This is a genomic window from Paracidovorax sp. (assembly GCF_057642795.1).
This window is the reverse complement of the sequence record NZ_JBXYZY010000037.1, coordinates 250,566-264,609: the sequence shown is the minus strand read 5'-3', so window position 1 is coordinate 264,609 and position 14,044 is coordinate 250,566. Positions and strand designations below refer to the sequence as shown.

14 protein-coding genes are annotated in these 14,044 nt (G+C 68.7%); 7 read left to right on the top strand and 7 right to left on the bottom strand.

Annotation, left to right across the window (positions count from 1 at the left end; genetic code table 11):
* Window positions 1–47: 47 nt before the first annotated feature.
* Complete coding sequence (locus AC3A84_RS15830; protein WP_487970986.1) at window positions 48–1,088, bottom strand: bifunctional riboflavin kinase/FAD synthetase; 1,041 nt, start codon at window positions 1,086–1,088, stop codon at window positions 48–50.
* Between the two features lie 206 nt (window positions 1,089–1,294).
* Between AC3A84_RS15830 and AC3A84_RS15825 the strand changes: the two genes are divergently transcribed.
* The 4 genes from AC3A84_RS15825 to AC3A84_RS15810 all read left to right on the top strand — a co-directional run bounded on the left by AC3A84_RS15825 (window position 1,295) and on the right by AC3A84_RS15810 (window position 5,024).
* On the top strand, window positions 1,295–1,852 hold the full coding sequence (locus AC3A84_RS15825; protein ID WP_092938179.1) for an HNH endonuclease: 558 nt from the start codon (window positions 1,295–1,297) through the stop codon (window positions 1,850–1,852).
* A gap of 242 nt (window positions 1,853–2,094) precedes the next feature.
* Entirely contained in the window at window positions 2,095–3,093 is a 999-nt protein-coding gene (locus AC3A84_RS15820) for a TRAP transporter substrate-binding protein (RefSeq protein WP_487970985.1), read from the top strand.
* 95 nt (window positions 3,094–3,188) lie between these two features.
* Window positions 3,189–3,704, top strand: coding sequence for a TRAP transporter small permease (locus AC3A84_RS15815; RefSeq protein WP_487970984.1), 516 nt, complete (start codon window positions 3,189–3,191; stop codon window positions 3,702–3,704).
* 36 nt (window positions 3,705–3,740) lie between these two features.
* Window positions 3,741–5,024 (top strand): TRAP transporter large permease, encoded by a 1,284-nt coding sequence (locus tag AC3A84_RS15810; protein WP_487970983.1) that lies wholly within the window; start codon window positions 3,741–3,743, stop codon window positions 5,022–5,024.
* Between the two features lie 83 nt (window positions 5,025–5,107).
* Here the strand turns inward: AC3A84_RS15810 and AC3A84_RS15805 are convergent, their stop codons facing one another.
* The 4 genes from AC3A84_RS15805 to AC3A84_RS15790 form a co-directional block, all read right to left on the bottom strand.
* Entirely contained in the window at window positions 5,108–6,487 is a 1,380-nt protein-coding gene (locus AC3A84_RS15805) for an alpha/beta fold hydrolase (RefSeq protein WP_487970982.1), read from the bottom strand.
* A 114-nt stretch (window positions 6,488–6,601) separates the two neighbouring features.
* Window positions 6,602–7,717, bottom strand: a complete 1,116-nt coding sequence (locus AC3A84_RS15800; protein ID WP_487970981.1) for an acyl-CoA dehydrogenase family protein — start codon at window positions 7,715–7,717, stop codon at window positions 6,602–6,604.
* Window positions 7,718–7,853: 136 nt separating this feature from the next.
* Window positions 7,854–9,035 carry an acyl-CoA dehydrogenase family protein gene (locus tag AC3A84_RS15795; protein ID WP_487970980.1) on the bottom strand — a complete coding sequence of 394 codons (1,182 nt, stop codon included), beginning with the start codon at window positions 9,033–9,035 and terminating at the stop codon, window positions 7,854–7,856.
* Window positions 9,036–9,122: 87 nt separating this feature from the next.
* Entirely contained in the window at window positions 9,123–9,860 is a 738-nt protein-coding gene (locus tag AC3A84_RS15790; RefSeq protein ID WP_487970979.1) for a YceH family protein, read from the bottom strand.
* A gap of 24 nt (window positions 9,861–9,884) precedes the next feature.
* Here AC3A84_RS15790 and purN point away from each other — a divergent pair, with 24 nt between their 5' ends.
* Window positions 9,885–10,469: a phosphoribosylglycinamide formyltransferase gene (gene purN, locus AC3A84_RS15785; protein ID WP_487970978.1), complete on the top strand. Its 585-nt coding sequence runs from the start codon at window positions 9,885–9,887 to the stop codon at window positions 10,467–10,469.
* A gap of 36 nt (window positions 10,470–10,505) precedes the next feature.
* Here the strand turns inward: purN and AC3A84_RS15780 are convergent, their stop codons facing one another.
* Window positions 10,506–10,775, bottom strand: coding sequence for a DUF1653 domain-containing protein (locus tag AC3A84_RS15780; RefSeq protein WP_487970977.1), 270 nt, complete (start codon window positions 10,773–10,775; stop codon window positions 10,506–10,508).
* A 127-nt stretch (window positions 10,776–10,902) separates the two neighbouring features.
* Between AC3A84_RS15780 and AC3A84_RS15775 the strand changes: the two genes are divergently transcribed.
* Complete coding sequence (locus tag AC3A84_RS15775) at window positions 10,903–12,177, top strand: RsmB/NOP family class I SAM-dependent RNA methyltransferase (RefSeq protein ID WP_487970976.1); 1,275 nt, start codon at window positions 10,903–10,905, stop codon at window positions 12,175–12,177.
* A 39-nt stretch (window positions 12,178–12,216) separates the two neighbouring features.
* Window positions 12,217–13,431, top strand: coding sequence for a DesA family fatty acid desaturase (locus tag AC3A84_RS15770; protein ID WP_487970975.1), 1,215 nt, complete (start codon window positions 12,217–12,219; stop codon window positions 13,429–13,431).
* A 30-nt stretch (window positions 13,432–13,461) separates the two neighbouring features.
* Here AC3A84_RS15770 and AC3A84_RS15765 read toward each other — a convergent pair whose 3' ends face one another.
* The gene (locus AC3A84_RS15765; protein WP_487970974.1) at window positions 13,462–13,857 is read right to left on the bottom strand and encodes a hypothetical protein; all 396 of its coding nucleotides are present in this window, start codon (window positions 13,855–13,857) and stop codon (window positions 13,462–13,464) included.
* Window positions 13,858–14,044: the final 187 nt, after the last annotated feature.

Here is a 14,044-nt window from a genome sequence, read left to right as displayed (position 1 = left end):
CCGTGGGGCAGCGCCGCCGCAGCGTGTGCAGCGGCGGTGGGCGATCGTCAAATTCGGTCGCGCGTGGTCTGGCGGTGGGTTTCGGCGTGGGTGCTGCCGGCGAAGAACGCCCGCGCGTCGTCGCAGTCCTTGGCGATGCCGGCGGTCAGGGCGTCGAAGCTGTCGTATTTCAGCTCGTCGTGCAGTTTGAGCAGGAGTTCCACACGGACGATTTTACCGTAGGCCCCTTCCGGCCCCAGGTGGGCGGGCCACTGCAGGCAGTGCGTCTCCAGCAGAACGCGGCCCCCGTTCACGTCGTTCGCGTCGAGCGAAGGGCGCACGCCCAGGTTCGCCACGCCGGGCAGGGGCGCGTCGCCCAGGCCGTGCACGCGCACCGCGAAGATGCCGCTCGCGGCCGGCTTCCAGTGCGCGAAGCGCAGGTTCAGCGTGCGGAAACCGTCGCCCGCGCCCGCGCGGCTGGCGCCCAGGTCCCGCCCGAGCTTGCGGCCATGCACCACATGGCCGCTGATGGCGTAGGGCCGGCCGAGCAGGGCGGCGGCGGCTTCCATGTCGCCGCGCGCGAGCGCATCGCGCACGGCCGAGCTGGATACGCGCAGGCCGTGCACCTCGTAGCTGTTCATGCGCGCCACGTCGAAGCCGCGCTCGCGGCCGGCCTTGTCCAGCAGGGCGTAGTCGCCCGCGCGCTGGGCGCCGAAGCGGAAGTCGTCGCCCACCAGCACGTAGCGCGCGCCCAGGCCGCCCATCAGCACTTCGTCGATGAACCCCTGCGCGGGCTGGCGGGCCAGGCTTTCGTTGAAGGGCAGCACCACAGTCTGCTGCACGCCGCAGGCGGCGAGCTCGGCCAGCTTGTCGCGCAGCGTGCCGATGCGGGCCGGGGCCAGCTCGGGCCGCTGGCGGGCGGCGGCGAAGTAGTCGCGCGGGTGCGGCTCGAAGGTGAGCACGCAGCTGGGCACGCCCCGGTGCGCGGCCTCGCTGTTGAGCAACGCCAGCATGGCCTGGTGGCCGCGATGCACGCCATCGAAGTTGCCGATGGTGAGCGCGCAGGCCGGCGCGATGCCGGGGTGTTGGAAGCCGCGGAAGATCTTCATCCGTTTGCTCTGTTTTTGATAGCGTTAAGCGCAGGCGCAACAAGCGCTGGACGCCAATTTGTCATGAAAGGAGTATATTGTGCGCCAGGGAAGTGCTGGACGAACGACGCTGCGGCGGTTCATTCAGCGGCCTCCCTGGGTGGCTTGGCAGGCCACCGCGAGACATCAGCGTTCCGATTCTTGTGAATTTCAGCAGGAGGCGTGTTGTGAAGGTCTTGAAGTTGTCGGCCCAGGGGCTGCCCCAGTCGTGGATCTCGCTGGAGCAGGCGGTGATCCACTACGCCGCAGGCGAGGTGCGCTGGGAATCCGGCGCGCAGGTCGCGCTGTTCCGCGGCGGCCACAACGCCGTGACGGGCGAGCAGTCGGTGATCGCCGTCAACAGCATCATCGGCACCCGGGGCGTGCCGGCCATCAACCCGTACGACCTCAAGCCCACGCTCACCAACAGCAAGCTCTTCGCGCGCGACCGCAACGTCTGTGCCTACTGCGGCGGCCACTTCCACGAGGAAGACCTGACCCGAGAACACATCGTGCCTTTCGCCCGCAACGGTGTGGACCACTGGATGAATGTGGTCACCGCCTGCCGCCCCTGCAACCACCGCAAGGGCCCGCGCACGCCCGAGCAGGCCCACATGCCGCTGCTCTATGCGCCCTACGTGCCCAGCCTGTGGGAAGACTTCATCCTGCGCAACCGCCGCATCCTGGCGGACCAGATGGAGTTCCTCATGGCGCACGTGCCCAAGTCGTCCCGCCTGCTCGACTGACAGCATCGAGACCGGGCCAGTCCACGGCACCGCGTCCCGCGCGGCGGCCTGCCGCAATCCCAGCCGGCGATCTGCCGCCTTTCGCTGCCTTCTGCCGCATTCCGCAGCCCGGCCCCGGCCTGCGTGGTTTCCCGTACATGGAGAGCGCAGGGCCAAGGGGATAATTTTTGGCGACCCTTTTCCTGCCATCGCGCCCCGTGACGGGGCGTTTTTTTCGTCTTTTCTCCGATCGGATCGATTCCATGCGCACTGCCGTTTCCCGCCGCCTGGCCCTGGCCACCGTTTCCGCTGCCGCGCTGGCCGGCCTGCCCGCCGTTTCCGCATTCGCCCAGCCGGCCAAGGAGGTCAAGCTCGGCTACGCGCTGGCCGTCAATTCGCACTACGGCGCGGCGGCCCAGGCCTGGTCGGACTCGGTCGAGAAGGCCACCAGCGGCGCCGTGAAGTTCAAGCACTTCCCCTCCAGCGCCCTGGGCGGCGAGCGCGAGCTGATCGAGGGCCTGCAGTTGGGCACGGTCGAAGCCGTCATCGTCTCCACCGGCGCCCTCAGCAACTTTGTGCCCGACGTGGGCGTGGTGGACATCCCTTTCCTGTTCCGCGACACAGCCCATGCCCGCGCGGTGCTTGACGGCCCCTTCGGCCAGGAACTGCTGGGCAAGTTCCAGAAGCGCGGCCTGATCGCGCTGGCCTGGGGCGAGCAGGGCTTTCGCCACCTGACCAACAACAAGCACCCGGTGAAGACGCCTGCCGACCTGAAGGGCCTGAAGATCCGCGTGACCGAGAACCCGGTCCACATCACCGCCTTCCGCACGCTGGGTGCCTCGCCCACGCCCATGGCCTGGCCCGAGGTGATCGGCGCGCTGCAGCAGGGCACGATCGACGGGCAGGAGAACCCCATGTCGGTGATCGTCTCGGCCAAGCTGCCGCAGGTGCAGAAGTACCTTTCGCTCACCGGCCACGTCTATGCCCCTATGGCTCTGATCGTGTCGCCCAATTTCTGGGCCGGCCTCTCCGATGCGCAGAAGGCCGCCTTCACGCAGGGCGCCAAGGCAGGCGCGCTGGCGTCTCGCAAGTTCGTCGATGACGTGGAGCAGAAGGGCCTTGCCGACGTCAAGGCGGCCGGCATGCAGGTGGTGGAATCGGTGGACAAGAGCGCCTTCCAGAAGGCGCTGGAGCCGGCCTACAAGCAGTACGCCGCCAAGTTTGGCCAGAAGACGCTGGACCAGATCGCCAGCGTGAAGTGAGCCCTTGGCGGCTTCGGCCGCCGGCCTGCTCCTCCTTTTGCGTTCCCCTGTGCCCGGCGCGTCCGGGCTTTGTCTTTTCCACCTACCTCATCACCATGCTTTCACGCTTCGAGCGCGCCCTGGTCGCCGGCAACCGCTGGCTGCTCATCCTGCTGCTGCTGGCCATGGCCTGCATCGTCTTCGCCAACGTGGTGCTGCGCTACACCACCGGGGACTCCATCGTCTGGGCCGAAGAGGTGGCGCGCCACCTGATGATCTGGTGCACCTTCCTGGGCGCCGGGCTGGTGCTGCGCTTCGGCGGCCACGTGGCCATCGACAACCTGCACCATGCGCTGGGCGAGCGCGGCGCACGCGTGCTGCGCGGCTTCATCGTGCTGGCGCTGGGCGTGTTCTTCCTGGTGATGGCCTGGTTCTCGGTGCGGTACGTCTGGGCCACGCGCTTCCAGACCACGCCGGCCACCGACATCCCCTTCGCCTGGATCTACGCGGCCATGCCGGCGGGCTTCGTGCTGCTGTTCGTGCACCTGCTCTTCATGGCGCGCGGCTACATCCGCGATGGCCGCTACGTCGAATCGGACGAGATGGACGCCGAATCGGCGGCCTCCCTGTGATGGCCCGCCGCACAACACGCACAAGGAACTGACGCCATGGCCATCACCCTTTTCATCGCCGCCGTCGTGCTGATGGCGCTGGGCTTTCCCGTCGCGTTCGCGCTGGCCATGTCGGCCGCCATCGCGGTCTTCGTGGGCGGGCGCTATCCGCAGCTGATCGTCTTTAAGGAGATGTTCACGGGCATCGACAGCTTTCCGCTGATGGCCGTGCCCTTCTTCATCCTCGCGGCCGAGATCATGTCGGGCGGGGCGCTCACCGTGGTGCTGCTGCGCTTCGCCGCGCAGTTCGTGGGCCACCTGCGCGGGGGGCTGGGACACGCCAACATCCTGTCGCTCACGCTGTTCTCGGGCATCTCGGGCTCGGCCCTGGCCGATGCGGCGGGTCCGGGCTCGATGATGGTCAAGATGATGGACAAGGCGGGCTACTCGCGCGCCTATGCCGCCGCGCTCACCGCCAGCACGGCCATCGTCGGGCCGATCATTCCGCCCTCGATCATCATGATCATCTACGCGCTGCAGGACGAGCAGGTCTCGGTCGGCGCGCTCTTCATCGCCGGCTTCGCGCCGGGCATCCTCATCGCCGTGGCCATGGCCATCGTCAACTGGCGCGTCTGCGTGCAGCGCGACTACCGCTCGCGCGAGCCGCGCCCGAGCGGCCGGGAGATGCTCGCCAACAGCATCCGCGCCATTCCGGCCCTGATGCTGGTGGTGCTGATCCTGGTGGGCATCCGCTTCGGCATCTTCACGCCTACCGAGGCCTCGGTGGTGGCCGTGTTCTACGCGCTTTTCTGCGGCAAGTGGATCTACCGCACACTGGAGTGGAAGGCCCTGCCGCACATCGCCGCGCGCTCAGCCCTGCTCACCGCCTCGGTGCTGCTGGTGGTGGCCGCATCCGCCGCGTTCGCCTGGGTGCTGACCATCGAAGGCATTCCGCAGCAGCTGGCCGAGACCATCGTGGGCTGGAACCTGTCGCCCGTGACCTTCCTCATTGCGGTCAACATCCTGCTGCTGCTGTTCGGCATCTTCATGGAGCCGCTGCCGGGCGTGATGATTCTGGTGCCCATCCTCGCGCCCATCTCGGCCGCGCTGGGCATCGACCCGATCCACTTCGCCATGGTGGTGATCGTCAACCTCACGCTGGGCATGATCACGCCGCCGGTGGGCGGGCTGCTCTTCGTCACCTCGGTGGCCACCAAGGTGCCGCTGGCGGCGCTCACGCGCGAGCTGCCGCCCTTCCTGGTGGCGCACCTGGTGGTGCTGATCCTGCTGACCTTCGTGCCGACGATCTCGACCTGGTTGCCGCACGCGCTGGGCTTCTGAGCCCACGGCGGGCAACAAAAAAGGGGGCTGTGCACAGCCCCCTTTTTTATTGGGATGCGCCAGTGGCGCAACGCGGTGTCGGCTTACTGGCTGATCTCCAGCAGCACCACATGCCCTTGCGCAGCCGGCCAGGTCTGGCCCGTCACCCGTTCGCCGTTGAACTCGGCGGTGATTGCACGCTGCGGCCCTGCCGGCTTGACCTTGGCGGAGGACACCCCGGCGCCGGCGGGCACGCCCGGCGGCGGTGCGCCGTCCAGCAGCATGCGGTCGCGGGCCGGGTCCAGGTAGCCGCGCGGGCGTGTGACGGTGACGATGGCATCGGCCGTGCGGTCGGCGTCGGCGATGCGTTCGGCGCGCAGGTGCACCAGGTCGCTGCCGCGCGGGAAGCCGCTGCGGTAGATGTGCGTTGTGGCATAGCCCGGCGCCGAGAGAACGAATTCCACCGGCACGTTCGGCGCGACGGTGAGCGGCCCCCAAACGCCGTCCGCGCCGACGGTGCGGCTGAGCAGCGGCGCACCGGTGCGTGCGCCCGTTGCCGGATCGGTCATGAACACCTGCAGTTGCGCGCCGCGCAGCGGCAAGTTGTTGCTGAAGCTGCCCGAGGCGGGGTCGGTGGAGTTCAGGCCGAGCCCGGTGATCTTGCCGTTGAGCACCGCCGCGCTTTCAGCGGCGATGTCGGTGCGGGCGGGGGCTTCGCCGGTGATGAAGCGGTAGGAGGCATCGAAGGCCGCGGGCGAGAAGGAGGTTTCGCGGTGGTCGATGCGCGGGATCACCACGTTCTGCGCGCCCTTGAGTTCGGGCCCGGCGGCGGTGACATGGGTCGGCGTGCCGGGCCGGCCGATCCACAGTCCGTCGGGCTGGGCGAACTTGTCGTTGCCATCGGAGCGGATGGTCATCCACCGCGCCGGGCCGGCCACTTCGTCGCCTGCCGCATTCCGGGGGGTGTTGAGCCGCGTGAGGAAGGGGCCGGTGCCCGAGAACTCGCTGCCTTCGCGAAAGCCCGCAATCGCCCAGACGCCGTGGTTGGGCGTGCCGCCCAGAACGACGTGGCTCACCGTGCGGTCGCCGCCACCGTTCTGGAGGTAGTTGCGGATGGCGTAGCCACCGCGCGAATTGCCCAGCAGCACGACCTGGCTGGCGCCCGTGGCCTGCAGCACCTTGTCCACCTCGGCTTTGAGGTAGGCCATGTGTTCGGCGGTGGAGGTGCGGCCTGGCTGGGCCACGGTGTCGTCATCGCGCGCGAGCGGGTAGGGCACGTCGATGGCGTGCAGCCGTTCGCGCGGCCAGCCGTTGGACTCGAAACGCCAGGCCGTGGTCTGCCACAGCGCCGCGGTGTCGCCGTTGCCATGGACGAAGACGATGGGCGGGCGATCAGGCGTGCTGGAGCCGCAGCCGGCCAGGACGAAGGAAGTGGCGGCGGCGGCCATCAGCAGCGACCGGCGCTGCAGCAGGGAAGGGGGCATGGGGCGCTCCAAGAAAAGCGAAAGGCCCGGGAACGCGGCGAGCGATACCCTGGGCCTCGGATCAAAGAAAGCCGGCCGATGTGCGTCAGCGCAGGCGGGCGGAAGTGCGCGGGCTTATGCGAAGACGCCCGCCGTCTCCTGCATGCGGGCCGAGACCTCGCCCAGATGGTGCAGTGTGTCGCCCCAGGCCATTTCCATCTGCGTGAGCTTCTTGAAATAGTGGCTGCCGATGTATTCGTCGGTCACGCCGATGCCCCCGTGCAGCTGCACCGACTGCTGTCCCACGAAGCGCATCGACTGGCCCAGCTGCACCTTCGCGCGCGACAGGGCGCGGCGGCGCTCCGCAGGCGCCTCGCCCAGCTTGAGGCTGGCGTAGTAGCTCATGGAGCGGGCCAGCTCCAACTGCATCTTCATGTCGGCCACGCGGTGGCGTAGGGCCTGGAAGCTGGCGATCGGCACGCCGAACTGCTTGCGCTGGTTCATGTAGTCCACGGTGAGGGCCAGGGTCTGGTCCATCACGCCCACGGCTTCGGCGCAGGTGGCGGCAATGCCCACGTCGGCGGCCAGTTCCAGCGCGGCAAGGCCGTCGGTGGTGACGAGCGTGGCCGGCGCGTGGGTCAGCGTGACCTCGGCGGCGCGGCTTTCGTCCTGCGTGCGGTAGCCCTGGGTGGCAACGCCGCTGGCCGTGCGCTCGACCAGGAAGAGGGCGATGCGTCCGTCCAGCTGCGCGGGCACGATGAAGGCATCGGCCTGGTCGCCGGCGGGAACTATGCTTTTCATAGCGCTGAGCGTATAGCTGTCGCCGGCCTGCGCCGCTTTTGCCTCGCAGACGTCGAGGCGGTAGCGGGCCTTGCGTTCCTTGTGGGCCAGCACCACCAGCGCCTCGCCGCTGGCGATGCGCGGCAGCCAGTCGGCCTGCACGGCTTCGGGGGCATAGTCGGCCAGAACGCGGCTGGCGATGAAGGTCTGCGCCAGCGGCTCCAGCACGATGCCGCGGCCCAGCTCTTCCATGGCCACCATGGCATCCACGGCGCCCTGGCCCAGGCCGCCCTGCGCCTCGGGCACGGTGAGCGCCGTCAGGCCCAGCTCGGCCAGCTCGCCGTAGGCCGCGCGGTCGAAGCCGCCCGCCGCCACGATGCCCTTGCGGCGCTCGAAGCCATAGCCCTTCTCCACCCAGCGGCGCACCGCGTCACGCAGGGATTGCTGGTCATCGGAAAAATCAAAGTCCATTGCATGTCTCCAAAAGCAGTTCAGTGCAGAGCACTTGCGCTCACCCGGCAAAACCCGGCGAAGCTCTTGCGGGAACCCCCTCGCGCAGGGGGCCGGGGGAGCAGTCCGGTCGGCTGGGCGCGGACCGTTCAGGGCGTCAGCCCAGAACGGTCTGCGCCACGATGTTGCGTTGCACCTCGTTGCTGCCGCCGTAGATCGTGGTCTTGCGCAGGTTGAAGTAGGTGGACGCCAGCGGCGCGTTGGCGGTGACGCCGCCAGGGAAGTCGCCTTGCCAGCCCGCTTCCATCGCTTCTTCGATAAAGGGCAGGCTGAAGGGGCCGGCCGCCAGCATCATCAGTTCGGCATAGCGCTGCTGGATCTCGCTGCCGCGGATCTTGAGCAGGCCGGCGATGTCCAGCGAGTTCTTGCCCGACTTCTCGGCCGAGAGCACGCGCAGGACGAGCATCTCCAGCGCGACGATGTCCACCTCCAGTTGCGCGATCTGGTCGCGGAAACGCAAGTCGTCCCAGAGGCCCTCGGCCTTGGCGATGCGCTTCAAGCGTTCCAGCTCGCGCTTGCTGCGGTTCACGTCGGCGATGTTAGTGCGCTCGTGGGACAGCAGGTGCTTGGCGTAGGTCCAGCCCTTGTTCTCCTCGCCGATGAGCTGGTCGGCCGGCACTTCGACGTTGTCGAAGAACACCTCGTTGACCTCGCATTCGCCGTCCAGCAGCTTGATGGGCCGCACGGTGACGCCGGGCGACTTCATGTCCAGCAGCAAGAAGGAGATGCCGGTCTGGGGCTTGCCCTCGGTGCTGGTGCGCACCAGGTTGAACATCCAGTCGCCGTACTGGCCCAGCGTGGTCCAGGTCTTCTGGCCGTTGACGATGTACTTGTCGCCCACGCGCTCGGCGCGGGTCTTGAGGCTGGCCAGATCCGAGCCCGAGCCGGGCTCGCTATAGCCCTGGCTCCACCACACCTCGCCGCTGGCGATGCCGGGCAGGAAGCGCTTTTGCTGCTCGGGCGAACCGAAGGCCATGATGACGGGCGCCACCATCACCGGCCCGAAGGGAATGATGCGCGGCGCGCCGGCCAGCGCGCATTCCTCCTCAAAGAGGTGCTTTTGCACGGCAGTCCAACCCGGGCCGCCGAATTCCTTAGGCCATCCGTAGCCCAGCCAGCCCTTCTTGCCCAGGATCTTGGCCCAGCCCTGCATGTCTTCGCGCGACAGGCGCAGGGCGTTGTGGACCTTGTGGGCGATATCCGCGGGCAGATGGGCGCGGACCCAGCTGCGCACTTCCTCGCGGAAGGCCTGTTCTTCGGGGGTGAAAGCGAGATCCATGCAGCTTGTCTCCTGTCCAGAAAATTCTTGGAAAGCCGGGGCTTTTTCGATCTCGCCGTTGTAGCACGGGCGTGCTTTTCCTCTCTGTCAGGGTGGCGACACGGCCCCTTCGTCCGCGCTGCCCGACTCGCCTTCATCCGGTGCGGCGGGCGGAGCGATGCCGAGTTCGCGGCACAGCTGCTGCACCACGCCCCGCAGCCGGGCGACTTCGGCCTCCAGCGCGGCCACCCGGGGCGCGAGGGCGCTGCCAGCAGCGCCTTCGGCGGGGGCGTGCGCCACCTGCGCGGCCGTCAGGCTGGCCGCATCGACGGGGCCGCAAAGCAGGTGCGCCCAGCGCGGCTCGCGGGCGCCGGGCGCGCGCGGCAGCAGCACGACCAGCGGGCCGCCCTTCTCGTCGCTGCGCTCGGCCAGCTCGTTCAGGAAGGCCTCGACCGAGGAGATGTCGGCGAAGCGGTGCCAGCGCTCGGAGTTGATGCGCAGCTCGCCCGCCGTCTGTGGGCCGCGCAGCATCAGGAGCGACAGCAGCACGGCGGACTGGTCGGGCACGCCCACGCCGCGCGGAAAGTTGTGCTCGAAGCGCGTGGCCCGGTTGCCGCCGATCTCCACCGACAGGCTGCGCTGGCGCAGGCCGTCCAGCGCCTCCTGCGCCTGGGCATCGGTGATCTGCATGACCGGGTCGCGGCTGCTTTTCTGGTTGCAGCCGGTGACGACGGAGTTGAGCGTGAGCGGATAGCTGTCGGGCACGGTGCGCGACTTCTCCATCAGCGTGGCGAGCACGCGGGCTTCGGTGGCGGTCAGCGGGCGGGTGCGAGGGTCGAAGGACATGGCGGCGGGGATAATTGCGGGCTAATGAAGAAGAACATCGTGATTTTGATCTCCGGCGGTGGCTCCAATATGGCAGCCATCGTGCGGACTGCGCAGCAGCAGGACTGGGAGGGCCGCCACGGCGTGCGGGTGGCCGCCGTGCTAAGCAACCGCGAAAGCGCTCAGGGGCTGGAGTTCGCCCGCAGCCAGGGCATCGCCACCCAGGCCATCGACCACCGTACCCACGCCACGCGCGAGAGCTTCGACGCGGCGCTGGCCGCCGCCATCGACGTGCACGAGCCCGCCCTGGTGGTGCTCGCGGGCTTCATGCGCATCCTGACCGAGGGCTTCGTCGCGCACTATGCGGGCCGGCTGGTCAACATTCACCCCTCGCTGCTGCCGGCCTTTCCGGGTCTGCACACGCACCAGCGCGCCATCGACGCGGGCTGCAAGGTGGCGGGCGCCACCGTCCACCAGGTGACGGCCGACCTGGACGCCGGCCCCATCGTGGCCCAGGGCGTGGTGCCCGTGCTGCCGGGCGACACGGCCCAGGCGCTGGCCGCCCGCGTGCTGGCGCAGGAGCACGCGATCTACCCACCGGCGGTGCTGGGTCTGCTCATCAATTCATAGCGGTTGGCGAAGGCTGCAGGCGGGCTGCAGCCATTTTCAGGGCGAATCCTGGGTGTCTGAGTCGCCGCAGCGCGTGAAGCGCAGCTGCGCCACGCCCTCGATCACCACGGTTTCCTCGAACATCGCCGCGGGCCGTACCCAGAGGCCGTGGGCGCCGTAGAGTGCGCGGTAGAGCACCATGGGCTCCAGCGTCTCGCTGTGCCGCACGAGGCCCAGCACGTCGTAGAGGCCGCCCTTGTAATGGCGGTAACGGCCCGTGGACAGGGCGGGCAGGGGCGGCAGGTCGTCGTCGGTGGGCGCGGTCATGGCGGGTGTCTTTATCAAGCTATGGAAATGGTAGCTGCATGCGCTGCCGGCGAAGGGGCTGCTGCCGGTTTTCGGTCGATGCAGCGTGGCAATGGCCCTGAGGCCGCCGCAATGGGACAATCGGGCCATGCACCCTAAAGCCCTTTTGGACGCCTGCGCGGAACTCGTCAGGCTCACGTTGACCTTCGAACACCCCGCGGATTCCGTCGTTTCCCGTTTCTTCCGCGACAACCGCGCCCTTGGCCCGCGCGAGCGCGCCACCCTGGCCGAGACCACCTACACCGTACTGCGCAAGAAGCTGCTGTTCGAGCAGCTGGCCCGCTCCGGCAGCGGCCCCAAGGAGCGACGCCTGGCCATCCTGGGCTTCCACGGCCCGCGCGACTTCCTCAAGAGCGCGCTCAACGACCAGGAAAAGACCTGGCTCGAACAGTGCGACACCGTCCAGCCCGACGACCTGATGGAGCGCCACCGCCACAACCTGCCCGAGTGGCTGGCCGGCCCGCTCAAGGCCCAGCTGGACGCGGGCTTCTGGCCGCTGGCTGAAAGCCTGCAGCAGGGCGCGCCGCTCGATCTGCGCGTGAACGCCCTGGCCGACAAGCGCGCCGAGGTGCAAAAGGAACTCTCCGCCGCCGGCATCAAGGCCGTCGCCACGCCGTATTCGCCCTGGGGCCTGCGCGTGGATGGCAAGCCCGCGCTCACCAAGCTGCCGGCCTTCGTGCGCGGCGCCATCGAGGTGCAGGACGAGGGTTCGCAGCTGCTGGCCTTGCTGCTGGACGCCAAGCGCGGCGAGATGGTGGTCGATTTCTGCGCGGGCGCGGGGGGCAAGACCCTGGCCATCGGCGCCAGCATGCGCAATACCGGCCGGCTCTATGCCTTCGACGTGTCGGCCCACCGGCTCGATGCGCTCAAGCCGCGCCTGGCGCGCAGCGGCCTCTCGAACGTGCATCCCGCTGCCATCGCGCACGAGCGTGACGACCGCGTCAAGCGCCTGGCCGGCAAGATCGACCGCGTGCTGGTCGATGCCCCCTGTTCCGGCCTGGGCACGCTGCGCCGCAACCCCGACCTGAAGTGGCGTCAGTCGCCCGAGGCGCTGCAGGAGCTGGTCGCCAAGCAGACCGCCATCCTCGCCAGCGCCGCCCGCCTGCTCAAGCCGGGTGGCCGGCTGGTCTATGCCACCTGCAGCGTGCTCCCGCAGGAAAACGAGGAGATCGCCCAGGCCTTCTCTGCCGCACACTCCGACTTCGTGCCGGCCGATGCGGGCGAGCTGCTGACCCAGCTCAAGGTGGAGAACGCCGCGCAGCTGTGCAGCGGCGGCGAGACGGGGACTGGCTATTTGCGCCTCTGGCCCCATCTGCATCAGACCGACGGCTTCTTCGCCGCCGTGTGGACGCGCAAGCCCTGATGCGGGGCTAGCGCCCTTTTGAGAGACGGAATACCTTCGATGCTGCTACCTGACTGGGCGTTCCTCGACGCCGCGATCGACTGGCTGGCCCATGGCACCCTGGATTTGTCCTGGTGGCAGGTGCTGCTCTACACGCTGGTCACTACCCATATCACCATCGCCGCGGTGACGATCTTCCTGCACCGCTCGCAGGCGCACCGCTCGGTGGACCTCGGGCCGGTGCCCTCACACTTCTTCCGCTTCTGGCTGTGGCTTGGCACGGGCATGGTCACCCGCGAATGGGTGGCTGTGCACCGCAAGCACCATGCCAAGTGCGAGACCGAAGACGACCCCCACAGCCCGCAGACCCGCGGGCTCGACACCGTGATGTGGCGCGGCGCCGAGCTGTATCGCGCCGAATCGGCCAATGCCGAGACGCTCGCCAAGTTCGGCCACGGCACGCCGCAGGACTGGATGGAGCGCAACGTCTATGGCCGCTACAGCGCTTTAGGCGTGTCGCTGATGCTGGTGCTCAATCTGGCGCTCTTCGGCGCTCTGGGCGCCACCGTGTGGGCCGTGCAGATGCTCTGGATTCCGTTCTGGGCGGCCGGCGTGGTCAACGGCGTGGGCCATTTCTGGGGCTACCGCAACTTCGAGGCGACCGATGCCTCCACCAACCTTGTGCCCTGGGGGCTGGTCATCGGCGGCGAAGAGCTGCACAACAACCACCACACCTATCCCACCTCGGCCAAGTTCTCGGTCAAGCGCTATGAGTTCGACATCGGCTGGGCCTATATCCGCCTGATGCAGGCCGTGGGCTGGGCCAAGGTCAAGAAGATGCCGCCCAAGCTGCGCCTGGGCGAGGTCAAGGCCGTGGCCGACGAGAAGACGCTGGAGGCTGTGATCGCCCACCGCTACGAGATGATGGCCGGCTATGCCCGCAGCGTGCGCCAGGCCTGCCGCGACGAGCTGGCCGTACTCAAGGCCCGCCAGGCCGACGTATCGGTACTGCGCGCTGCGCGGCGCTGGCTGCACCGCGATGAAGAGAAGGTGCCCGCGCGTGCCCGCGAGCACATCGCCCTGGCCCGCCAGGCGCACCCGGTGCTCGACAAGATGGTCTCCATGCGCGAGGAGCTGCGCCAGCTGTGGCTCAACACCTCGCGCACCCGCGAGCAGCTCACCGCCGACCTGCAGGCCTGGTGCCAGCGCGCGGAGGAAAGCGGCGTGGCCGCGCTGCGCGATTTCTCGCTGCGGCTGCGCGCAGCCCAGGCCTGAGCGCCTCTCCCTGAGCGGCGGCGCTGCTGCTCAGGCCGCAGCCCTCTCGGCCGTGACAGGCCGCGTGCCGCCCCGCAGGCGCTGCAGCAGCCCCGCCAGGGCGCACAGCGGCCAGGCCGCTTCTGCGGGCGGCGGCTCCATCACCTGAAGCACGGCGGCGTCCTTGCCCATGCTCGACAGCTGCAACCAGGCCGCTTCGCCCGGCTGCGGCGCGCTCCAGCCATGGCTGGTGGCCAGCCGCTGCACCGGGGGCTGCGCCAGCAGCACCTGCCCGCACATCGCCGGGCCGGCCTGCAGTGCGATCCGGCCTTCGGCCACGCGCAGGACGGCGCCGGGCGGCAGGCGCATCCAGGTGCAGGTGCCGGCGGGCAGGGTGAGGGGCGATGCGGCGGATGGCGTGGATGGGGCGGTGCGGGTGGAAGGCATGGTGTTTCCTCGGTGCGCAAGGGGCTTGCAAAAGAGCCTCCAGCGTAGGCCGCACGGTCTTTGCGCAACAGGCACAGGCGCGGTCGCCCCGGGCCGTAACAGCGGCTTTTTTTCCGGTGCTGTTATGGTTCCGGCAAGGCCCGCCTGTATCTGTCGCACTCCTCGCGCCTGGGGCATCATCTTTGCG

Bases quoted from the DNA above. Each gene is read 5' to 3' on its own strand.
- AC3A84_RS15800 (WP_487970981.1), bottom strand. From the start codon at position 7,717: ATGGACTTTGATTTTTCCGATGACCAGCAATCCCTGCGTGACGCGGTG.
- AC3A84_RS15830 (WP_487970986.1), bottom strand. From the start codon at position 1,088: ATGAAGATCTTCCGCGGCTTCCAACACCCCGGCATCGCGCCGGCCTGC.
- AC3A84_RS15775 (WP_487970976.1), top strand. From the start codon at position 10,903: ATGCACCCTAAAGCCCTTTTGGACGCCTGCGCGGAACTCGTCAGGCTC.
- AC3A84_RS15815 (WP_487970984.1), top strand. From the start codon at position 3,189: ATGCTTTCACGCTTCGAGCGCGCCCTGGTCGCCGGCAACCGCTGGCTG.
- AC3A84_RS15805 (WP_487970982.1), bottom strand. From the start codon at position 6,487: ATGCCCCCTTCCCTGCTGCAGCGCCGGTCGCTGCTGATGGCCGCCGCC.
- AC3A84_RS15765 (WP_487970974.1), bottom strand. From the start codon at position 13,857: ATGCCTTCCACCCGCACCGCCCCATCCACGCCATCCGCCGCATCGCCC.
- purN (WP_487970978.1), top strand. From the start codon at position 9,885: ATGAAGAAGAACATCGTGATTTTGATCTCCGGCGGTGGCTCCAATATG.
- AC3A84_RS15770 (WP_487970975.1), top strand. From the start codon at position 12,217: ATGCTGCTACCTGACTGGGCGTTCCTCGACGCCGCGATCGACTGGCTG.
- AC3A84_RS15820 (WP_487970985.1), top strand. From the start codon at position 2,095: ATGCGCACTGCCGTTTCCCGCCGCCTGGCCCTGGCCACCGTTTCCGCT.
- AC3A84_RS15780 (WP_487970977.1), bottom strand. From the start codon at position 10,775: ATGACCGCGCCCACCGACGACGACCTGCCGCCCCTGCCCGCCCTGTCC.
- AC3A84_RS15795 (WP_487970980.1), bottom strand. From the start codon at position 9,035: ATGGATCTCGCTTTCACCCCCGAAGAACAGGCCTTCCGCGAGGAAGTG.
- AC3A84_RS15810 (WP_487970983.1), top strand. From the start codon at position 3,741: ATGGCCATCACCCTTTTCATCGCCGCCGTCGTGCTGATGGCGCTGGGC.
- AC3A84_RS15790 (WP_487970979.1), bottom strand. From the start codon at position 9,860: ATGTCCTTCGACCCTCGCACCCGCCCGCTGACCGCCACCGAAGCCCGC.